The sequence below is a fragment of the Ruegeria sp. CDSC025 genome (genome assembly GCF_059610805.1).
Genome location: NZ_JBXWOJ010000005.1, coordinates 206,750 through 222,021 on the forward strand (window position 1 = coordinate 206,750; position 15,272 = coordinate 222,021).

Consider the following 15,272-nt stretch of genomic DNA (forward strand, 5'->3'; position numbering starts at 1 on the left):
TGCGGCCCTACGATGCAAGCGCTTCATGACCCGCCAGAATCGCGCGGGGCTAGTCGCTTAACGTGCCCAGTTCAGGGGTGGCGTCATGCGCTGTTTCATCGGGCCAGTTGGTGCGCCAGATTTCAGCCGACCAATGGCCGCAATGCACGGATGGCCTGTCAAAGCCGGGCAGGGGCGGTAAAAGCGGTTCGACAACCACATCATGACGCGGCACCGCGAAATACGGGAAGGAATAGCGTTCTTTTCCCGACCGGTTGACCACCCGGTGCGGCGTGGATTTCAAGCGCCCACCTGACCAAAGCTCCAGCATGTCACCGATATTGACGACGAACCCACCCGGCGGGCAGTCGGGGGTTATCCAGCCTCCGTCACGGGTCTGAACCTCAAGCCCGCCGACCGGGTCCGGGGCGATGATGGTCAGCGCATCCGTGTCTTTATGCGGGTGGATGCCGTACCCGGCCTCGTCCGGGGCCTGAGGGGGGTAGTGCAACAAGGTCATATTGGTCATGGGGTCGCGGAACGCAGCGCGCAGCTGGTTCGCAGGTAGCTTCAATCCCATCTCCAGCGCGCCCAGCAGCATATGCGCGACACCGTCCAGCTTTGACCAGTAATCCAGAATCACTGCCTGTGCCCGTGGAACATGGCGGGGCCAGATATTGGGGCCATAGAGGGCACAATCTCGGCGGATGGGCGCATCCAGGTCCACCTGATAATGCAGCTTGTAGCCTTCGTATTTATCCGCTTTGCCCGACCCGTCATTCGGGGTGAAAAACCCCATCGGGATAAAACCGCGATAATTCTCGCGTGTGATCGCCTGATCCCATTTCGCATCATCGTCGATGTCGAAAATCTCCCGGACGCAAGTGCGCATGTTGTTGACGGTGTCCCGCGAAACGCCGGTGCCGGTAATCGACAGGAACCCAATCCGTGTGCAGGCATCCATGACTGCCTGAACGGTTGCGTTGAAATCGGTGTGGCTGGCGTCACCCAGCGGAGCAATGTCGATTGTTGGAATGTGGTCCATCAGCGTATCCTCACGCCTTGCCGTGCCAGTTCTTTATGCACCGGGGCAAGGTTCAATTTATCGAGGTCTTGGTTGCTTTTGAGTGAAAGCGCCGCAGCAATCCCCGCGCCCTGACCCATGACCGCACAGCAAGCCATGTTGCGCGTCGCCGCATGGGCAACCCGGTCCGCCCCATGTGACCGGCCCGCGACCAGCAAGCTTCTGATCCCTTTGGGCAGCATCGACCGATAGGGGATATGCATGTACCGACCAGTCGTGGGCAGGATCAAAATGCCATAGCCGTCGATGAATTCGGGATAGATGCCGATGGTGTCTTCGAACCGGCCCTGATGGCGGGCGTCATCCTCGGTCATGTTGTACACCGCGTCGATTTTGCGGGTGTCGCGGATGCCGATGGTCATCCCGAAATTCCGCAGCCGGGCGTTCTCACACCCGGGCATGAACCGGCGCAGCGCCTCGATGGCGAGCATTGACTGACGTCGCCCTTCGATCTCACCGCGGGTCATGCTGTCGGGATCGGTGCCATCGATCTCGGCCAGATGAATAAGGTTCATATAGGTCAGCTCACCGGTGTCATGCATCGCGCCCCAAGTGCCCGCGATGGTGTTCAGATGTGCTGGGATCAGCCCCTGATCAATCGCCTGCTGGAACGGTTTGTGCACAAAGGGCGAGTACATGTCGTCCTCTTTACCGCTGGTCTCAATGTTCCATTCGCCACCACCGCCCCAGTCCTTATAGGTCTGGGGGTCGGCCTTTACGCCTTCGATAAAGGCGCGCTTGTCGACGCCCGCCAGATGGAACATGACCGAGGCCGCCATCATGTCTTCTCGTGCGGTCTTGTGCGTGGGCGCACCGGCGCGATGGGCGACATCTGCGTCCCCGGTAGCGTCAATGACAACCTTCGCCAGTATCGCCTCGCGCCCGGCTTTGGATTCGGTGATGATGCCGGTGATCCGGTCGCCGTCCATGATCGGAGCCACGAATTGCCGATGCAGCATCGGATGCACACCGGCCTCTTCAATCAGTTTGTCGGCGACCAATTTGAACCCTTCGCTGTCCAGCTCATAACTCAGCGACTGGCTTTCTGGCACCGCCGCACCCATTTCTTTGGCGCGGGTTTCGAACTCCATGCCGATGCCGCCAGCCTCGACCGTTTGCTCGTGGCGATACCAGGCAAAGCCTTCAACGCCGACAGCAGTGATATTGCCGCCCATGCAGCCGAAGCGGTCGACCAGAGACACTTCGGCTCCGGCCCGTGCGGCCGCCAGCGCTGCGGCCAGACCTGCAGGCCCGGAGCCAACAACCAGAACGTCCGTGGAATGGACAACGGGGATCTGACGGGCGGGTTCTTGAATGGTCTGCATGGGCGCCTCGGTGACTTTACATTGCCGCCACATTTGACACAGCTAACTGGCGGGTCAATCAAAAAACCGACAGGCCCGTGGTCGTAAAACCCCAATGCGTGATTGCCCCCGGCGGGGCTTTGGCATAATCACCTTTGAAGTCGAATTTTACCTCTAAAGGTCAAGCCATGCGCCTCAGCCGTTACTTTCTGCCCGTTCTCAAGGAAAACCCCTCCGAGGCTCAGATCGTCAGCCACCGGCTGATGCTGCGCGCGGGCATGATCAAGCAGGCCGCTGCTGGGATCTATTCCTGGCTCCCGCTGGGGTTCAAAGTTCTGCGCAAGCTGGAAAACATCGTGCACGAAGAACAGGCGCGGGCGGGTCACATCGCCATTCAGATGCCTGTCATGCAATCGGCAGATCTGTGGCGCGAATCCGGACGTTATGACGACTACGGCCAGGAAATGTTGCGCATGAAAGACCGGCATGACCGGGACATGCTTTTTACCCCGACTGCCGAGGAACTGGTGACCGACATTTTTCGGGGTCATGTCAGTAGCTACAAGGACCTGCCGCTGACGCTCTATCAGATCCAGTGGAAATTCCGCGATGAAATCCGTCCGCGTTTCGGCGTGATGCGGGGCCGCGAGTTCTATATGAAGGACGGTTATAATTTCGACTTGACCAAAGAGGATGCGCTGCACGCCTATAACCGCCACCTGGTTACATATCTGCGCACCTATGAGCGCATGGGCTTGCAGGCGATCCCGATGCGCGCCGATTCCGGCCCAATCGGTGGCGACGATACGCATGAATTCCTGGTTTTGGCTGAAACCGGCGAGTCTGAGGTATTCTATGACAGCGCCGTCACCGACCTGACTTTTGGCGACCGTCAGATTGACTATGACGACCGTGGTCAATGTCAGTCCATTCTGGAAGAGTTCACTTCAAAATACGCCCGCACCGACGAGACGCATGACGAGGCGCTGTTCAATCAGGTGCCGGAAGATCGGCGCCGTGTGGCGCGCGGGATCGAAGTTGGCCAGATCTTCTATTTCGGCACAAAATATTCCGAACCCCTTGGGGCAACCGTTCAAGGCCCCGATGGCAAACCGGTTCCGGTCCATATGGGTAGCCACGGCATCGGTGTCAGCCGCTTGGTTGGCGCGATCATTGAAGCCAGCCATGACGACAAGGGCATCATCTGGCCAGAGGGCGTGACCCCGTTCCATTGCGGTATCGTGAACCTGAAACAAGGCGATGACGAAGCGGACGCAGCCTGTGAAAAACTCTATGCCGCGCTGACCGTGCTGGGGTTGGAGCCACTTTATGATGACCGTAACGAACGGGCAGGCGGTAAATTCGCCACGATGGATTTGATCGGCCTGCCTTGGCGGATCACGGTCGGCCCGCGCGGCCTGAAGAACGGTGTGGTGGAACTGACTTGCCGCCGCACAGGCGAAAGCGAAGAGTTGAGCCCCGAAGCCGCCGTCACCAAGATCGCCGAGATCTATGAGCGCATTGCCTGAAACCGACACGCCGCTGATCTCGGTCATCACGGCGACATATAACCTACTGTCCCAAGGGCGGCAGGACAGTTTCCGCGAAGTCATAGCCTGTATGGCCCGGCAGAGTTGCGACCGGGCCGAACATATCATTCAGGATGGCGCATCGGATGACGGCACGGTGGCGTTTCTGGAAGAGCTGACGGCAGGTGCACCACGAACGCGCGTGATCAGCGCGCCTGATACTGGCCTGTATGATGCCATGAACAAAGGCGCCGAGGCTGCACAGGGTGAATATCTGCTGTTCCTGAACTCGGATGACTCGTTGGCATCGGATGGCATTTTGAACACCCTTGCCGACCGGCTTGCGGAATCTCGACCGGATTTCCTGTATGGCTCGACCCTGCGCAAATACGAGGACGGTTCGGAAAGTCGGGAAAAGCGCATGTCGCTCAAAGCGATCCTGCAGCGGATGCCGTTCTGCCATAATTCGGTGTTGCTGCGGCGGGATGTGTTTCAGGCGCTTGGCGGGCATGACACGCAGTTTCGGGTGGCTGCGGATTATGACCTGATGCTGAGGCTTGTCGCTGCCGGATATCAGGGAGAGCGCACGGTTGAGCCTGTTTCCATGTTCTGGGGCAGGGGCGTAACCAGCGACATTGTCAAAACCGCCGAGGATTATGCCTGCGTCTGGGTTCAATTCTATTCAGGTTTCAATGCAGCGCGGACCCTGACCCAACAGGATTTCTTCCGGTTCTACCGCCGCGGACACATGCCTGCCAATCTGATGATCGAATTACTGCGGCGCCCAGATACCCCGGTCGGGATCAAACTGGCGGCACGCCATAGCCTATGGAAAACGGCCCGCCGATCCGTACAGTTTTGGCGGCGCTATTAGTGGCCTGCCGCAGTCGGTCGGACGGATAGCAGATCGCCATCAGCCTCGGATCCGCGTGGAACAACGATCGGACGGCCCAAGCGATTGACCAGGTCCTTAAATTCGAACCCCAGAAAGCGTATTCCGCAAACACGGTCGCCAGTCATGCGATCGGTGATACATAACCGCCCCTGTCGAAACGCCAAATGGTACCCTTTATCTTTCAGGATATCCGTCAGATTGCCCCAGCTTGCGGCACCGGAAAATATCGGGCGTATCGCCGCGCGCAGCAGTGCTGCGGTCTCGCAATCAATTTCTGTAGATAGTTTCCGGGCCGAAATTGCGCCCGGTTGTTCTGTTTCAGTACGAATATTCATGAGCGACCCCCGCTCTGGAAATGAATTCCCCCACAAAGTAGGGTGACAAAGTTTCTTTAAATAATCAAAAAGCGAAATAATATTGCGCCTAAAATGTTGCATTTTGAGTGCAGTTTCACCCTGAATGCTCACATTGACTTCATAGCTGAAACAATGCGGTGCTGTCTGTGAAGGGCTTCACAACCAAGGGTATAATGCCGCATGTGGAAATCATCCGTATTTTGAAAAACCCCGACCTGATTCGCCGATGGTTGAATTTCTTGCGGAATTGGATCACCTGGAATTTGCTGATACACGGGCCGAAAATCACAAAAGGATCCACGGTTTGCTGAGCTTCACAACCGTCGTCTATTCCAAAGACTTCCCCTTGCTTGAATTGCAGGCATTGTCTTTTGCCCGATTTGTTGACCCTGATCAGGTCGGCTCGATCCGGGTGATCATGAACGATGTGGGCGAACCGGCACTGCGCGCGATGGTGGAACCGATTTTGGCTTCTTACGGTCCGTTGCGACCCAAAGTTGAAGTCCTGAGCGGCGATGACGTTTTGCTGGCTCCTGGGCAATGCGCGCGCCGGTCGATCTCGGACAGGATATTGGTCGAAAACCGATACCGCATTCCGGGCGCGCGCAAGGGTGGATGGCGTGGCAACAACGGATACCGGACACAGCAAGTTTTGAAATTGGGATCTGCTCGGGCTGCCTTGACAGAAAACATTGTAATACTGGACACCAAGAACCTGTTTCTGCGCCCCTTTCAGGAGGCCGAGTTTTTCTCGGACAGTGGTGCGGCGCGGATTCCGTTTATCGGTGTGAACAGCGATTATCATAGACGCTGGCTGGAACAGAGCTTTGATGCGCTGGGCGCGTCGATCCCGGAAACGGACGGTATACAGACAACAAATTTCGCAACGCCTTATCCTGTGCGCCGGTCGCTGATCCTGGATCTGCTGCAAGAGATAAATGCGCGCCACGGATCGGTTCAGTCGCTATTTGCCTCTCGCAGGCGCCCGTCTGAGTTTATGTTGTTGAATGCATTTTGTCTGAAATCCGAAGCCGGTTTTGCGCCTTGGTTCGAACCCTCGGGAAACACCAGCATAGGGCTGTGGCCATCCTTCTCGGCGCAGAAACTGACCGATGAGCTTTCCCGCCTCGACGATCCGGAAACTTTGACCCTAGGCTTGCATAACAGAGCGCTTTACAAGCTGCCCGCCGACATTCGAAACCGGGTGTTTCACGAGCTGGAAAGCCGCGGTATCTGCGATCGTTCCATCGCCGAGGCCGCCTTGAACAGAACCGCTGCTTTGACGGGGCAAGTCGAAGTGGGCGGATAACCGGCTTGACCCCCGGTCGAATTGCCGAGAGGGTCGCCACAAAACAAAACCAGCGGAGCAGACATGGCCAAGACACCACCGCCATTTGCGCTTTTTGAGTGGAAAATCGCTTGGCGATACCTGCGTGCGCGCCGTGCTGAAGGTGGCGTCAGCGTGATGACATGGATTTCGCTGATCGGGATTACCCTGGCAGTGTTTGCGCTGATCGCCACATTGGCCGTCAGGTCCGGTTTCCGGTCCGAATTTGTCGGAACCATTCTGGGGGCTAACGCCCATGTGACCGTGTATTCATCGGGTGAGTTCACTGCGCAGGGGCAGGTCGATCGCACTATTGCGGATTATACGGACATGGCCGACCGGATCGCTCAGGTTCCGGGCGTTCAGCGTGCAGCACCTTTGGTGAAAGGTCAGGTTCTGATCACCAATCGCGACCGCAGCAGCGGGGTTGAGGTATTTGGCATCCAGCCCGAAGATTTGCTGGAACTGCCCGGTGTCGCCGAAAGCGAACAGGCGGTTGGTGATCTGTCGATGTTTCAGAACGGCCAGGACGTCATTGCCATAGGTTCAGGCGTCGCGCGCAGCATCGGGGCGACGGTGGGCGATACCATCAAGCTGACCTCGCCCAATGGGGTGAAGACCGCGTTTGGCACCTCTCCCCGAGTGAATGCCTACCAGGTGGTTTATGTGTTTTCTGCTGGGCGTTATGACATCGACCGGACGCGGGTCTATATGCCCTTCGAACAGGCGCAGGGTTTTTTCAACCGCGAGGGTGTGGCTGATGAGATCGAAGTTATGGTTGACCGCCCCGAAGAACTGACGCCGATCCTGATCCCCATCCTTGAGGCCGCAGGTGAGCGCAGTCAGATCTGGACATGGCAGGATGCCTCGGGCGGGTTCCTGCGTGCGCTTGAGGTGGAAGACAACGTCATGTTCATCATCCTGTCGATCCTGGTTCTGATCGCGGCGATGAACATCGTCTCGGGTCTGATCATGCTGGTGAAAAACAAGGGCCGAGACATCGGCATCCTACGCACCATCGGGCTGAGCGAAGGCTCGATCCTGCGCGTGTTCTTTATCTGCGGCGCGTTTACCGGGATCATCGGCACTGCGTTGGGCGTGGTGCTGGGCTGTCTCTTTGCAATCTATATCGACCCAATCTTCAGTTTTGTGAACTTTGTGATGGGGGGCGGGGTTTGGGATCCGTCCATCCGCGGCATCTATGCGCTGCCTGCCGAGCTGCATCTTTCGGATGTGCTCAAGGCCGTTGGCCTATCTCTGGGCTTGTCCTTCCTGGTCACCTATTTCCCCGCCCGTCGCGCGGCGCGGCTGAACCCTGTTGAGGCGCTGCGCTATGAGTGATGTAATGATGCGATTGGCCGGTCTGACCAAGACTTACCTCAAAGGCACGCCGGGCGAAGTTCAGGTGTTGCGCGGTGTCGATTTGGACCTGCGAGCGGGCGAGGCCGTGGCTCTTGTGGCGCCCTCTGGTGCCGGTAAGTCGACGCTGTTGCATATTGCCGGATTGTTGGACACACCCGACACAGGATCGGTTGAGATTGCAGGCCAGAACGTGACCGGGAAAGGTGATCGCACGCGAACTGCGTTGCGGCGGCAGGATGTCGGCTTTGTCTACCAGTTTCACCATCTGTTGCCAGAATTCACCGCGTTGGAGAATATTACCCTCCCGCAGCTGGCCAATGGCGTGTCCGAAAGGGCAGCCCAGGAACGGGCGATGTCCCTTCTGGATCATGTCGGCGTCGCCGCGCGCGCCGATCACCGGCCGGCCGCCCTGTCTGGTGGTGAGCAGCAACGCGTGGCCTTCTGCCGCGCATTGGCCAACAAACCTCGGGTTCTTCTTGCGGATGAGCCGACAGGTAATTTGGACCCTGAAACCTCGGATCAGGTTTTTGACGCATTGATGGCTTTGGTGCGGGACGAGGGGCTCTCGGCTCTGATCGCCACACATAACATGCAGCTTGCCGCCCGGATGGACCGAACACTGAGGCTGGACGGAGGCGCGCTTAGGCCAGTTGAGTGATGGCAACGCCTGCAGCCATCACTGCGATACCGCTTGCGCGAATCCATGTCAGCGGGGTGACCTGCGCGCCAAACAAGCCGAAGTGGTCGATGGCTGCAGTGCTGACGAGTTGCCCAAGAAGGACAAAGAACACCGCGTTGCCGACCCCAAAATGTGGCGCAACATGGGTGATCGACAGAACGTAAAAGGCGACAAGCACACCGGCCAGAAGCAGGTGCTTGGGGGCATCGGCAATTTTTGAAAGGGCTCCAAAGCCGGGAAAAACCACCATCAACGCTGCACTTGATGCAAAGGCTATCGCAAACAGGACCACAGCCGCTGTTGTTGGCGACCCGATCAATTTGCCCAATGCGGCATTCAACGCGGCAAGGATCGGGACCCCAATTCCAGCCACAAGCATAATAGCAGCATATTGTGTCATGCGGTTTTCCTATTGCCTCGTTGATCTGGATCATTGCGCCAAGCCCAGGCACGGGCAAGCCTGAAAATGTCAAATCTGACAGGAGGATGTGATGATCAGACAGGCAATGGGGGCGCTATCGATAGCGGCGTTTGTGACGGCGTCTCAGGTCAGCGCGCAGGATACAGATACCGGCGCCGAGCTGTACCAGCATTATTGTGCAACCTGCCACGGGATCGACGCGACGGGATATGGTCCAATGGCAGGCGTCCTTGTTATTCAGCCAACTGACCTGACGCGGCTTGCAAGCAGCGAAGGGGTATTCCCGACCGCTCGTGTTGTGGCGCGCATAGATGGACGAGACCCGCTGGTCAGCCATGGCAGCCCGATGCCAGTCTATGGACCGTATTTCGAAGGGCAGGATACGGCGATGAAAACACCAGATGGGCAGCCGATCCTGACCAGCCAGCCGATCGTGGATCTGGTGGCTTATCTGCAGACGCTGCAGGCCAACTGAACGTTACCGACAGATTCCTTTGATCTCGGCATCGGCCCAGGGGATGACCACTGCGCTTTCACGCTTGTCACCACGTAGCGGAGCCAGATCGAAATGTGCGCCCAGCATCTCGTGCAGACGTCTGGTGCGGGGTGCCGAAGGATCCAGCGCCCGGCAACAAATGTATTCCTCGACAATGGCGCCCTGCTGTTCGAACCCGTAGGAAAGGAAATCTGGTGAGTTCTCCAGATCGAATTGATAGGGGTCGTTATTCCCGCCATGCTCGGCTGCGGCGCGCAGCGGATGATAGCCGGTCTTCTTGCGGTTTTGCCATTGCCACACATGGGTCAGTTCATGACCCAGCAACATCGCCGCGATCAGGTTCATCCGATCCGGGAATTCGGACATGTAATCGTCCAGATACCAGTCACGCGTGAAATAGACCTTGTTGAACAGGGCCACTGCCGCGGGTTTTGCGGTGACGACACCTTCTTTCGGGGCGGGAAAAATGCGCTCGCGGCAGGCAAGGCGTGACCGATCTTTACGATAGAAAGTTATTGGCGCAACTGGTGCGCCTTCGACCAACCGCACTTTGTTGAGTTTCAGCGTATCACCCTGAAGTGTGCGGGTAAAAGCAGCCTCCTGATCAGTCAGGGGGCGACCGCAAGCGGTGAGTACCAAAAGGGACGTCATCAAAATGAGGCGCAACATGACAAAAAATCTATTCTGGCAGCACTCGTGTGCAAATGGTTTTTTACAGGCTCATTGCTAGGACGCGGCTGATTTCCGTCAGAGATCGCCCGGACTGTTCCATCCATGTGTTGAATGCCGCTTGAACCGAGGCCATCGCCTTTTTCGATGTCGGCGGCTTATCGACCACGCCCTCGGCCACCAGCCGTGCGGTCACATCCTGCGACAGGATGAAACTGTCACGCCCCGCAAATCGCATCGCATATTGCGCCGATGCGCCACCCAGGCGCGACCCTCGCTTGCTCAGCATGTTCAGCAAACCGACATAGTCATCCGAAGGCCACCCTCCCAGAATCATTCCGACGCCACCTTCTTGGCGCAGTTCCAGCAAAAAAGCAGCATTGTCGCGGACCGTGGCGATCTTGGTGCCATTGCGCACGACCCGAGTGTCCTGCAGCAGAGCATCGAATTTTTCGTCGTCCATAAAGGCGCAGCGTCCAATGTCGAACCCGTCAAAAGCGGTTTCGAACCCGTCCCATTTGTTTTCGATGACCTTCCAGTTAAACCCGGCCTGAAAGATGCATTTCGTGATAATCGACAGCCAGCGATCTTCGGGCATTTCAGCCAGTTCCGCAGGGCTTTTGGGTTTGGAAAGCTTGTTGCTCAGGGCATCTGTCCCGCCGTGACGGCTGGCGGCTATGGCGAAAATCTCGTCGAAATGGCGCATCTGCAGAATCCTCCAAACCTAGCGTCGCGTTTTGCGGTCGGTGTTGCAAGGTGGCCCGGGACACATGCCTGCCAAGGTAAAAAAACATCCCAAGCCCAAAAGAAATGCTCGACAAAGTGGGTGATTCTGGTTTGTGATTGACTCGTCAATCAATATCCGCACCGCAATGCTGGGGAAATGCAGTGGGCGCGGGCGCCTAGCATGATGCTGAAAGAGGGGAAACACTGGGGCAAAGGGGCGAGTTATTCCGTGCCGCGCCGAACTGTCTGCTTCCCTTCTTCGCCAGTTTTTGTGCATGTTGCGACATGGATTTGTCACATGACAAGCCGACTGGCGCGTAACAGCGCGCCGGACCGGGCAAAACGAATATTGCAGGGAGAAAATCAATGAAAAAACTGAGTGTAAGCCTGATGGCGCTGACCGTTGCAGGCTCTGCCTATGCCGCCGAGATGGGGGCCGTGGATCAGCCGATCAAACTGGCGATCAACGAATGGACTGGCCAGCACGTGACCACCCATGTCGCGGGTGAGATGCTGAAAGCTGCCGGGTACAATGTGGAATATGTGACCGCAGGCATGATGAATCAGTTCCAGGCGCTGGCCGATGGTGACATCGACGCGACCCTGGAAATCTGGTCGTCCAACGTATCGGATGAATATGCCAAGAAGATCGACGAAGGCACCGTCGTTGAAATCGGCGATCTGGGCCTCGACGCCAAAGAAGGCATCGCCTATCCCGCGCATGTGGCTGATCTGTGTCCCGGCCTGCCCGCATGGGAAGCGCTGAAGGACTGCGCACAGGTATTTGCGACGGCCGAAACACTGCCCGGGGGCCGTCTGGTCGATTACCCGGCTGATTGGGGTACGCCCGGCGCTGACCGTATGGTGGGCCTGGATCTGCCGTTCAAAGCGGTTCCCGCAGGTTCCGAGGGGGCTTTGATAGCCGAGCTTCGGGCTTCGACCGAGCGCAACTCGCCGCTGCTGATCACCTTCTGGCAGCCGCATTGGGCCATGTCGGCCTATGATGTGCAATTCGTCGAACTGCCAGCCGGGGAAGACGCCTGTTTCACCGATCCCGCTTGGGGCCCGAACCCGAACGCTGTGAATGATTGCGATTTCTCGCCGTCGCGCATCTTCAAGGCGGGTTGGAGCGGCATGGAAGACAAATGGCCCGCAGCCTATGAAATCCTGACCAACTATCAGCTGGCGGTCGAAGATCAGCAGCCGATGATGGGTGCGATCGACGTTGATGGTGGTTCCGTCGAAGTGGTCGTCGCCGCTTGGATGGCTGAAAACGAAGGCAAATGGCGCCCTGTTGTTGACGCGGCTACGCAGTGAGCTGACATCAGTGACTGACGTAAATTCGCCAGCCATCGCCTGCCAGAATCTCTGGCAGGTGTTTGGCCCCGGCGCTGACAAAGCCCTGACCGACGCGCTGTCTCGGTCAGGGAATGACGCTGACAAAGCCGCTGCCGATCTGCGGGAAAACGGGTTCATCCCCGCCGTTCAGGATGCCAATTTCGAGGTCAAGGAGGGCGAGCTGTTTGTGATCATGGGCCTGTCCGGTTCGGGCAAGTCCACTTTGATCCGCTGTATCTCGCAGCTTTTGCCGGGCACGGGTGGCGAAATCCGTGTGGATGGCGAGAACGTCATCGGCGCGTCAAAGAAAGCCATGACCGAGCTGCGCCGCAAAAAGCTGGGCATGGTATTTCAGCATTTCGGCCTGTTCCCGCATATGACCGTTGCTGAAAACGTCGCCTATCCGCTGCGTGTTCAGGGTGTTAGCCGCAAAGAGCGGATGGCCCGCGCGCAGGAGGTGATCTCGTTGGTCGGGCTGGAAGGGCGCGAAGACAGCTTCCCGCGTCAGCTCTCGGGTGGTCAGCGGCAGCGTGTCGGGATTGCCCGGTCTCTGGCCGTGAACCCCGATATCTGGTTTTTGGACGAACCGTTCTCGGCCCTCGATCCCTTGATCCGCCGTCAGTTGCAGGATGAATTCCTGCGCATTCAGGCGACGTTGCAGAAATCCATCGTCTTCATCACCCACGATATTCAAGAGGCGCTGAAACTGGCCGACCGGATTGCCATCATGCGCGACGGCAAGATAGTCCAGATCGGTACACCCACCGATATCGTACTGCGCCCGGTGGATGATTACGTGCGAGAGTTTTCAAAGGATGTCGCCAAGGGTCAGCATGCCAAGGTCGCATCGGTCATGCGCCAAGACGGAGAGCGGGGACCAGATGACCCTGGCCTGACAACCTCGATGACATTGGACGCTGCATTGGCGCATTGCATGGAGTTATATGAACCGGTGCCCGTCAGGGATGCCGATGGTAACATCGTCGGAACGGTTCATCCGTCCGATCTGGCCGCCGCCCTGCAGGTTGATGAAACATGACTGTAGCGACGGAAGTTTCTGTGCCGCAGGCGCGCCTGAGCATTGGCGCGCGCGCCGCACTGATCACAGTGATCGTCGGTGCGTTGTGTCTGGCGCTGGAAGGCGTCGCGCCCTGGCTGGTCAAATGGCCCGCAGGCTGGGAACTGCCTGCAACGCAATGGATCGGCACGTTTCTGGACTGGTTCCTGAACGGGATCAAACCGGTGGCGCGGCTGTTTTCCGATCTCATGGCCTATCCCATGAACTGGGCCAACTTTGTTCTCGGCAATACGCCATGGCCCATCCTGATCGGTCTGGTGACTGCGCTGGGTTGGTATCTGGGCGGCTTGCCGATGGCGGCGCTGGGCTTTGTGGGCCTTAGCTTTGTGTTGGCATCGGGCTATTGGGCCGAAAGTATGAACACCCTAGCGTTAGTGGCCGTTTCCGTGCCGGTTGCGCTGATCATGGGCGGAGCTATCGGTATCCTTGCCAACGAAGTTCCGCGCGTGAAGTCATTTGTGCAGGCCGTGCTGGACGTGATGCAGACCGTGCCGACATTCGCTTATCTGACGCCGCTGCTGCTGCTGTTTGGTTTCGGTCCTGTGGTTGGGCTGATCGCCTCGGCCATCTATGCGGCCCCTCCGATGGCGCGCAACGTGATGTTGGGGCTGGAGCGGGTCGAACCGGAAATCAAAGAGGCTGCCATCATGTCCGGCGGCACGCGGTTTCAACAGCTGTTTCAGGTCGAGATCCCGGCTGCAGCCACGCAGATCATGGTCGGTGTGAACCAGTGCCTAATGGCTGCGCTGTCGATGGTTATCATCGCAGCCGTCATTGGCGGCTTCAACGATATCGGTTGGGAGGTTCTTCTGACCATGCGCAAGGCACAGTTCGGCGAAGCCTTGATGGCCGGTCTGGTGATCGTGGTCTTTGCCGTCGTCATCGACCGGATGAGCGGGACGCTGGCGACCGAACGTAAACGCTATGACCAGCGTGTCGCCTGGGCAGTAATTGGCGTTGCCGTGCTGTTCACCGCTGCCTTTTGGACCAGGCTGCCGAACCCGTCCGAACTGACCATTCTCGACCCGCTGGCCGGGGTGATTGACGGCGGGCTGACGGCGTTTACCCAGGCTAATGGACCGTGGCTTGACGCGCTCAAGAACAACTCTTTGTTCTATGTGCTGCTGCCGCTTCGGATTGGTTTGGACCAGGCCGTGCTGCCGTTCACATGGGGTTTTCAGTGGACGCCCGTGATGAGCTATGGCCTGTTCGCCGCCGCCGCAGCGATTGCTGTGCTAATGGCATGGCGCGGACACCTGACCGGCGGGCTTGTGATGCTGATCCTGATCGGGATGCTGGAAACCGGCATTGCCAATCTGCCCTGGCCTTTCGTTCTGACTGCCGCCGCCGCGTTGGGGTGGGTGGCAGGGGGCTGGCGATTGGCGGCGCTTTCGGTCGGATTGCTCTGTACCATTCTTGTCTCGGGCCTGTGGGAACGCGCGCTGTTATCGCTGTATCTGAGCGGTGCTGCGGTGTTTTCTTGTGCCGTAGTCGGTGGTGTGATTGGTCTTGCCAGTGCGGTCTGGTTGCCTGTTTGGAAGGTGGTCCGCCCCGTCTGTGACATGTTGCAGACGATCCCACTGTTCGTGTTCCTGATTCCTGTGCTGATGGTGTTTCAGATCGGCGAGTTTTCGGCCTTTCTGGCAATCTGCGCCTATGCCGTTGTTCCGATGATCCGCTACACACGGCACGGGCTGGTCAACACACCGGATGAGATGATGGAGGCCGCCATCTCTAGTGGCGCGACCGAGTGGCAGATCATGCGTGACGTGCGCGCGCCTTATGCTGCGCCGACTATCTTACTGGGTCTGAACCAGACCATCCTTTACGCCTTTGCCATGCTGGTGATCGCTGCGCTGATCGGAACCACCGGTCTGGGCCAGTCGATCTACCTGGCGCTGGGCCAGGCGGATGTGGGGTTGGGGATTTCAGCAGGGGCGGCGATGGCTATCCTTGCGCTGATAGCTGACCGCATCGTGCAGGGCTTTGCCGAGGAACGTCGCAAGGCGCTGGGCCTGTAAACATCGGC

Annotated in this window: 15 protein-coding genes; 9 read left to right on the forward strand and 6 right to left on the reverse strand. The window is 58.1% G+C overall.

The features are described 5' to 3' along the window. Positions 1-49 precede the first annotated feature (49 nt). Together AC2FH8_RS10180 and AC2FH8_RS10185 are read right to left on the reverse strand one after the other, a co-directional pair. Positions 50-1,024 carry an isopenicillin N synthase family dioxygenase gene (locus tag AC2FH8_RS10180; protein WP_496689684.1) on the reverse strand — a complete coding sequence of 325 codons (975 nt, stop codon included), beginning with the start codon at positions 1,022-1,024 and terminating at the stop codon, positions 50-52. Next, complete coding sequence (locus tag AC2FH8_RS10185; RefSeq protein WP_496689685.1) at positions 1,024-2,388, reverse strand: FAD-dependent oxidoreductase; 1,365 nt, start codon at positions 2,386-2,388, stop codon at positions 1,024-1,026. The genes AC2FH8_RS10180 and AC2FH8_RS10185 overlap by 1 nt, the downstream gene beginning before the upstream one ends. 167 nt (positions 2,389-2,555) lie before the next feature. On the opposite strand from AC2FH8_RS10185, the gene proS reads away from it, so the two are divergent. Next, complete coding sequence (proS, locus tag AC2FH8_RS10190) at positions 2,556-3,896, forward strand: proline--tRNA ligase (protein ID WP_271949474.1); 1,341 nt, start codon at positions 2,556-2,558, stop codon at positions 3,894-3,896. Further along, positions 3,880-4,770 (forward strand): glycosyltransferase family 2 protein, encoded by an 891-nt coding sequence (locus AC2FH8_RS10195; RefSeq protein ID WP_496689686.1) that lies wholly within the window; start codon positions 3,880-3,882, stop codon positions 4,768-4,770. The genes proS and AC2FH8_RS10195 overlap by 17 nt, the downstream gene beginning before the upstream one ends. On the opposite strand, the gene AC2FH8_RS10200 is transcribed toward AC2FH8_RS10195, so the two are convergent. After that, on the reverse strand, positions 4,767-5,126 hold the full coding sequence (locus AC2FH8_RS10200; RefSeq protein WP_281972745.1) for a hypothetical protein: 360 nt from the start codon (positions 5,124-5,126) through the stop codon (positions 4,767-4,769). The genes AC2FH8_RS10195 and AC2FH8_RS10200 overlap by 4 nt on opposite strands. Before the next feature lie 247 nt (positions 5,127-5,373). Here AC2FH8_RS10200 and AC2FH8_RS10205 point away from each other — a divergent pair, with 247 nt between their 5' ends. The 3 genes from AC2FH8_RS10205 to AC2FH8_RS10215 all read left to right on the forward strand — a co-directional run bounded on the left by AC2FH8_RS10205 (position 5,374) and on the right by AC2FH8_RS10215 (position 8,494). Next, the gene (locus tag AC2FH8_RS10205; RefSeq protein WP_496689687.1) at positions 5,374-6,456 is read left to right on the forward strand and encodes a hypothetical protein; all 1,083 of its coding nucleotides are present in this window, start codon (positions 5,374-5,376) and stop codon (positions 6,454-6,456) included. Between the two features lie 63 nt (positions 6,457-6,519). Next, the gene (locus AC2FH8_RS10210) at positions 6,520-7,815 is read left to right on the forward strand and encodes a lipoprotein-releasing ABC transporter permease subunit (protein ID WP_271949481.1); all 1,296 of its coding nucleotides are present in this window, start codon (positions 6,520-6,522) and stop codon (positions 7,813-7,815) included. Continuing rightward, on the forward strand, positions 7,808-8,494 hold the full coding sequence (locus tag AC2FH8_RS10215) for an ABC transporter ATP-binding protein (protein WP_496689688.1): 687 nt from the start codon (positions 7,808-7,810) through the stop codon (positions 8,492-8,494). The genes AC2FH8_RS10210 and AC2FH8_RS10215 overlap by 8 nt, the downstream gene beginning before the upstream one ends. Here AC2FH8_RS10215 and AC2FH8_RS10220 read toward each other — a convergent pair. Then, the gene (locus AC2FH8_RS10220; protein ID WP_142636840.1) at positions 8,478-8,915 is read right to left on the reverse strand and encodes a DMT family transporter; all 438 of its coding nucleotides are present in this window, start codon (positions 8,913-8,915) and stop codon (positions 8,478-8,480) included. The two genes, AC2FH8_RS10215 and AC2FH8_RS10220, sit on opposite strands and share 17 nt — an antisense overlap. A gap of 91 nt (positions 8,916-9,006) precedes the next feature. Between AC2FH8_RS10220 and AC2FH8_RS10225 the strand changes: the two genes are divergently transcribed. Then, positions 9,007-9,411: a c-type cytochrome gene (locus AC2FH8_RS10225; RefSeq protein ID WP_281972748.1), complete on the forward strand. Its 405-nt coding sequence runs from the start codon at positions 9,007-9,009 to the stop codon at positions 9,409-9,411. 3 nt (positions 9,412-9,414) lie between these two features. On the opposite strand, the gene AC2FH8_RS10230 is transcribed toward AC2FH8_RS10225, so the two are convergent. Together AC2FH8_RS10230 and AC2FH8_RS10235 are read right to left on the reverse strand one after the other, a co-directional pair. Then, positions 9,415-10,101, reverse strand: coding sequence for a hypothetical protein (locus AC2FH8_RS10230; RefSeq protein WP_496689689.1), 687 nt, complete (start codon positions 10,099-10,101; stop codon positions 9,415-9,417). Positions 10,102-10,144: 43 nt separating this feature from the next. Then, positions 10,145-10,807 (reverse strand): DNA-3-methyladenine glycosylase I, encoded by a 663-nt coding sequence (locus AC2FH8_RS10235; RefSeq protein ID WP_496689690.1) that lies wholly within the window; start codon positions 10,805-10,807, stop codon positions 10,145-10,147. A 386-nt stretch (positions 10,808-11,193) separates the two neighbouring features. Between AC2FH8_RS10235 and AC2FH8_RS10240 the strand changes: the two genes are divergently transcribed. The 3 genes from AC2FH8_RS10240 to AC2FH8_RS10250 are packed head-to-tail and all read left to right on the forward strand — an operon-like array spanning position 11,194 to position 15,264. Beyond that, positions 11,194-12,144 carry an ABC transporter substrate-binding protein gene (locus AC2FH8_RS10240; protein WP_496689691.1) on the forward strand — a complete coding sequence of 317 codons (951 nt, stop codon included), beginning with the start codon at positions 11,194-11,196 and terminating at the stop codon, positions 12,142-12,144. Positions 12,145-12,154: 10 nt separating this feature from the next. Continuing rightward, on the forward strand, positions 12,155-13,204 hold the full coding sequence (locus AC2FH8_RS10245; protein WP_496689692.1) for a quaternary amine ABC transporter ATP-binding protein: 1,050 nt from the start codon (positions 12,155-12,157) through the stop codon (positions 13,202-13,204). Continuing rightward, complete coding sequence (locus AC2FH8_RS10250; RefSeq protein WP_496689693.1) at positions 13,201-15,264, forward strand: ABC transporter permease; 2,064 nt, start codon at positions 13,201-13,203, stop codon at positions 15,262-15,264. Before AC2FH8_RS10245 ends, AC2FH8_RS10250 begins: the two co-directional genes overlap by 4 nt. Positions 15,265-15,272: the final 8 nt, after the last annotated feature.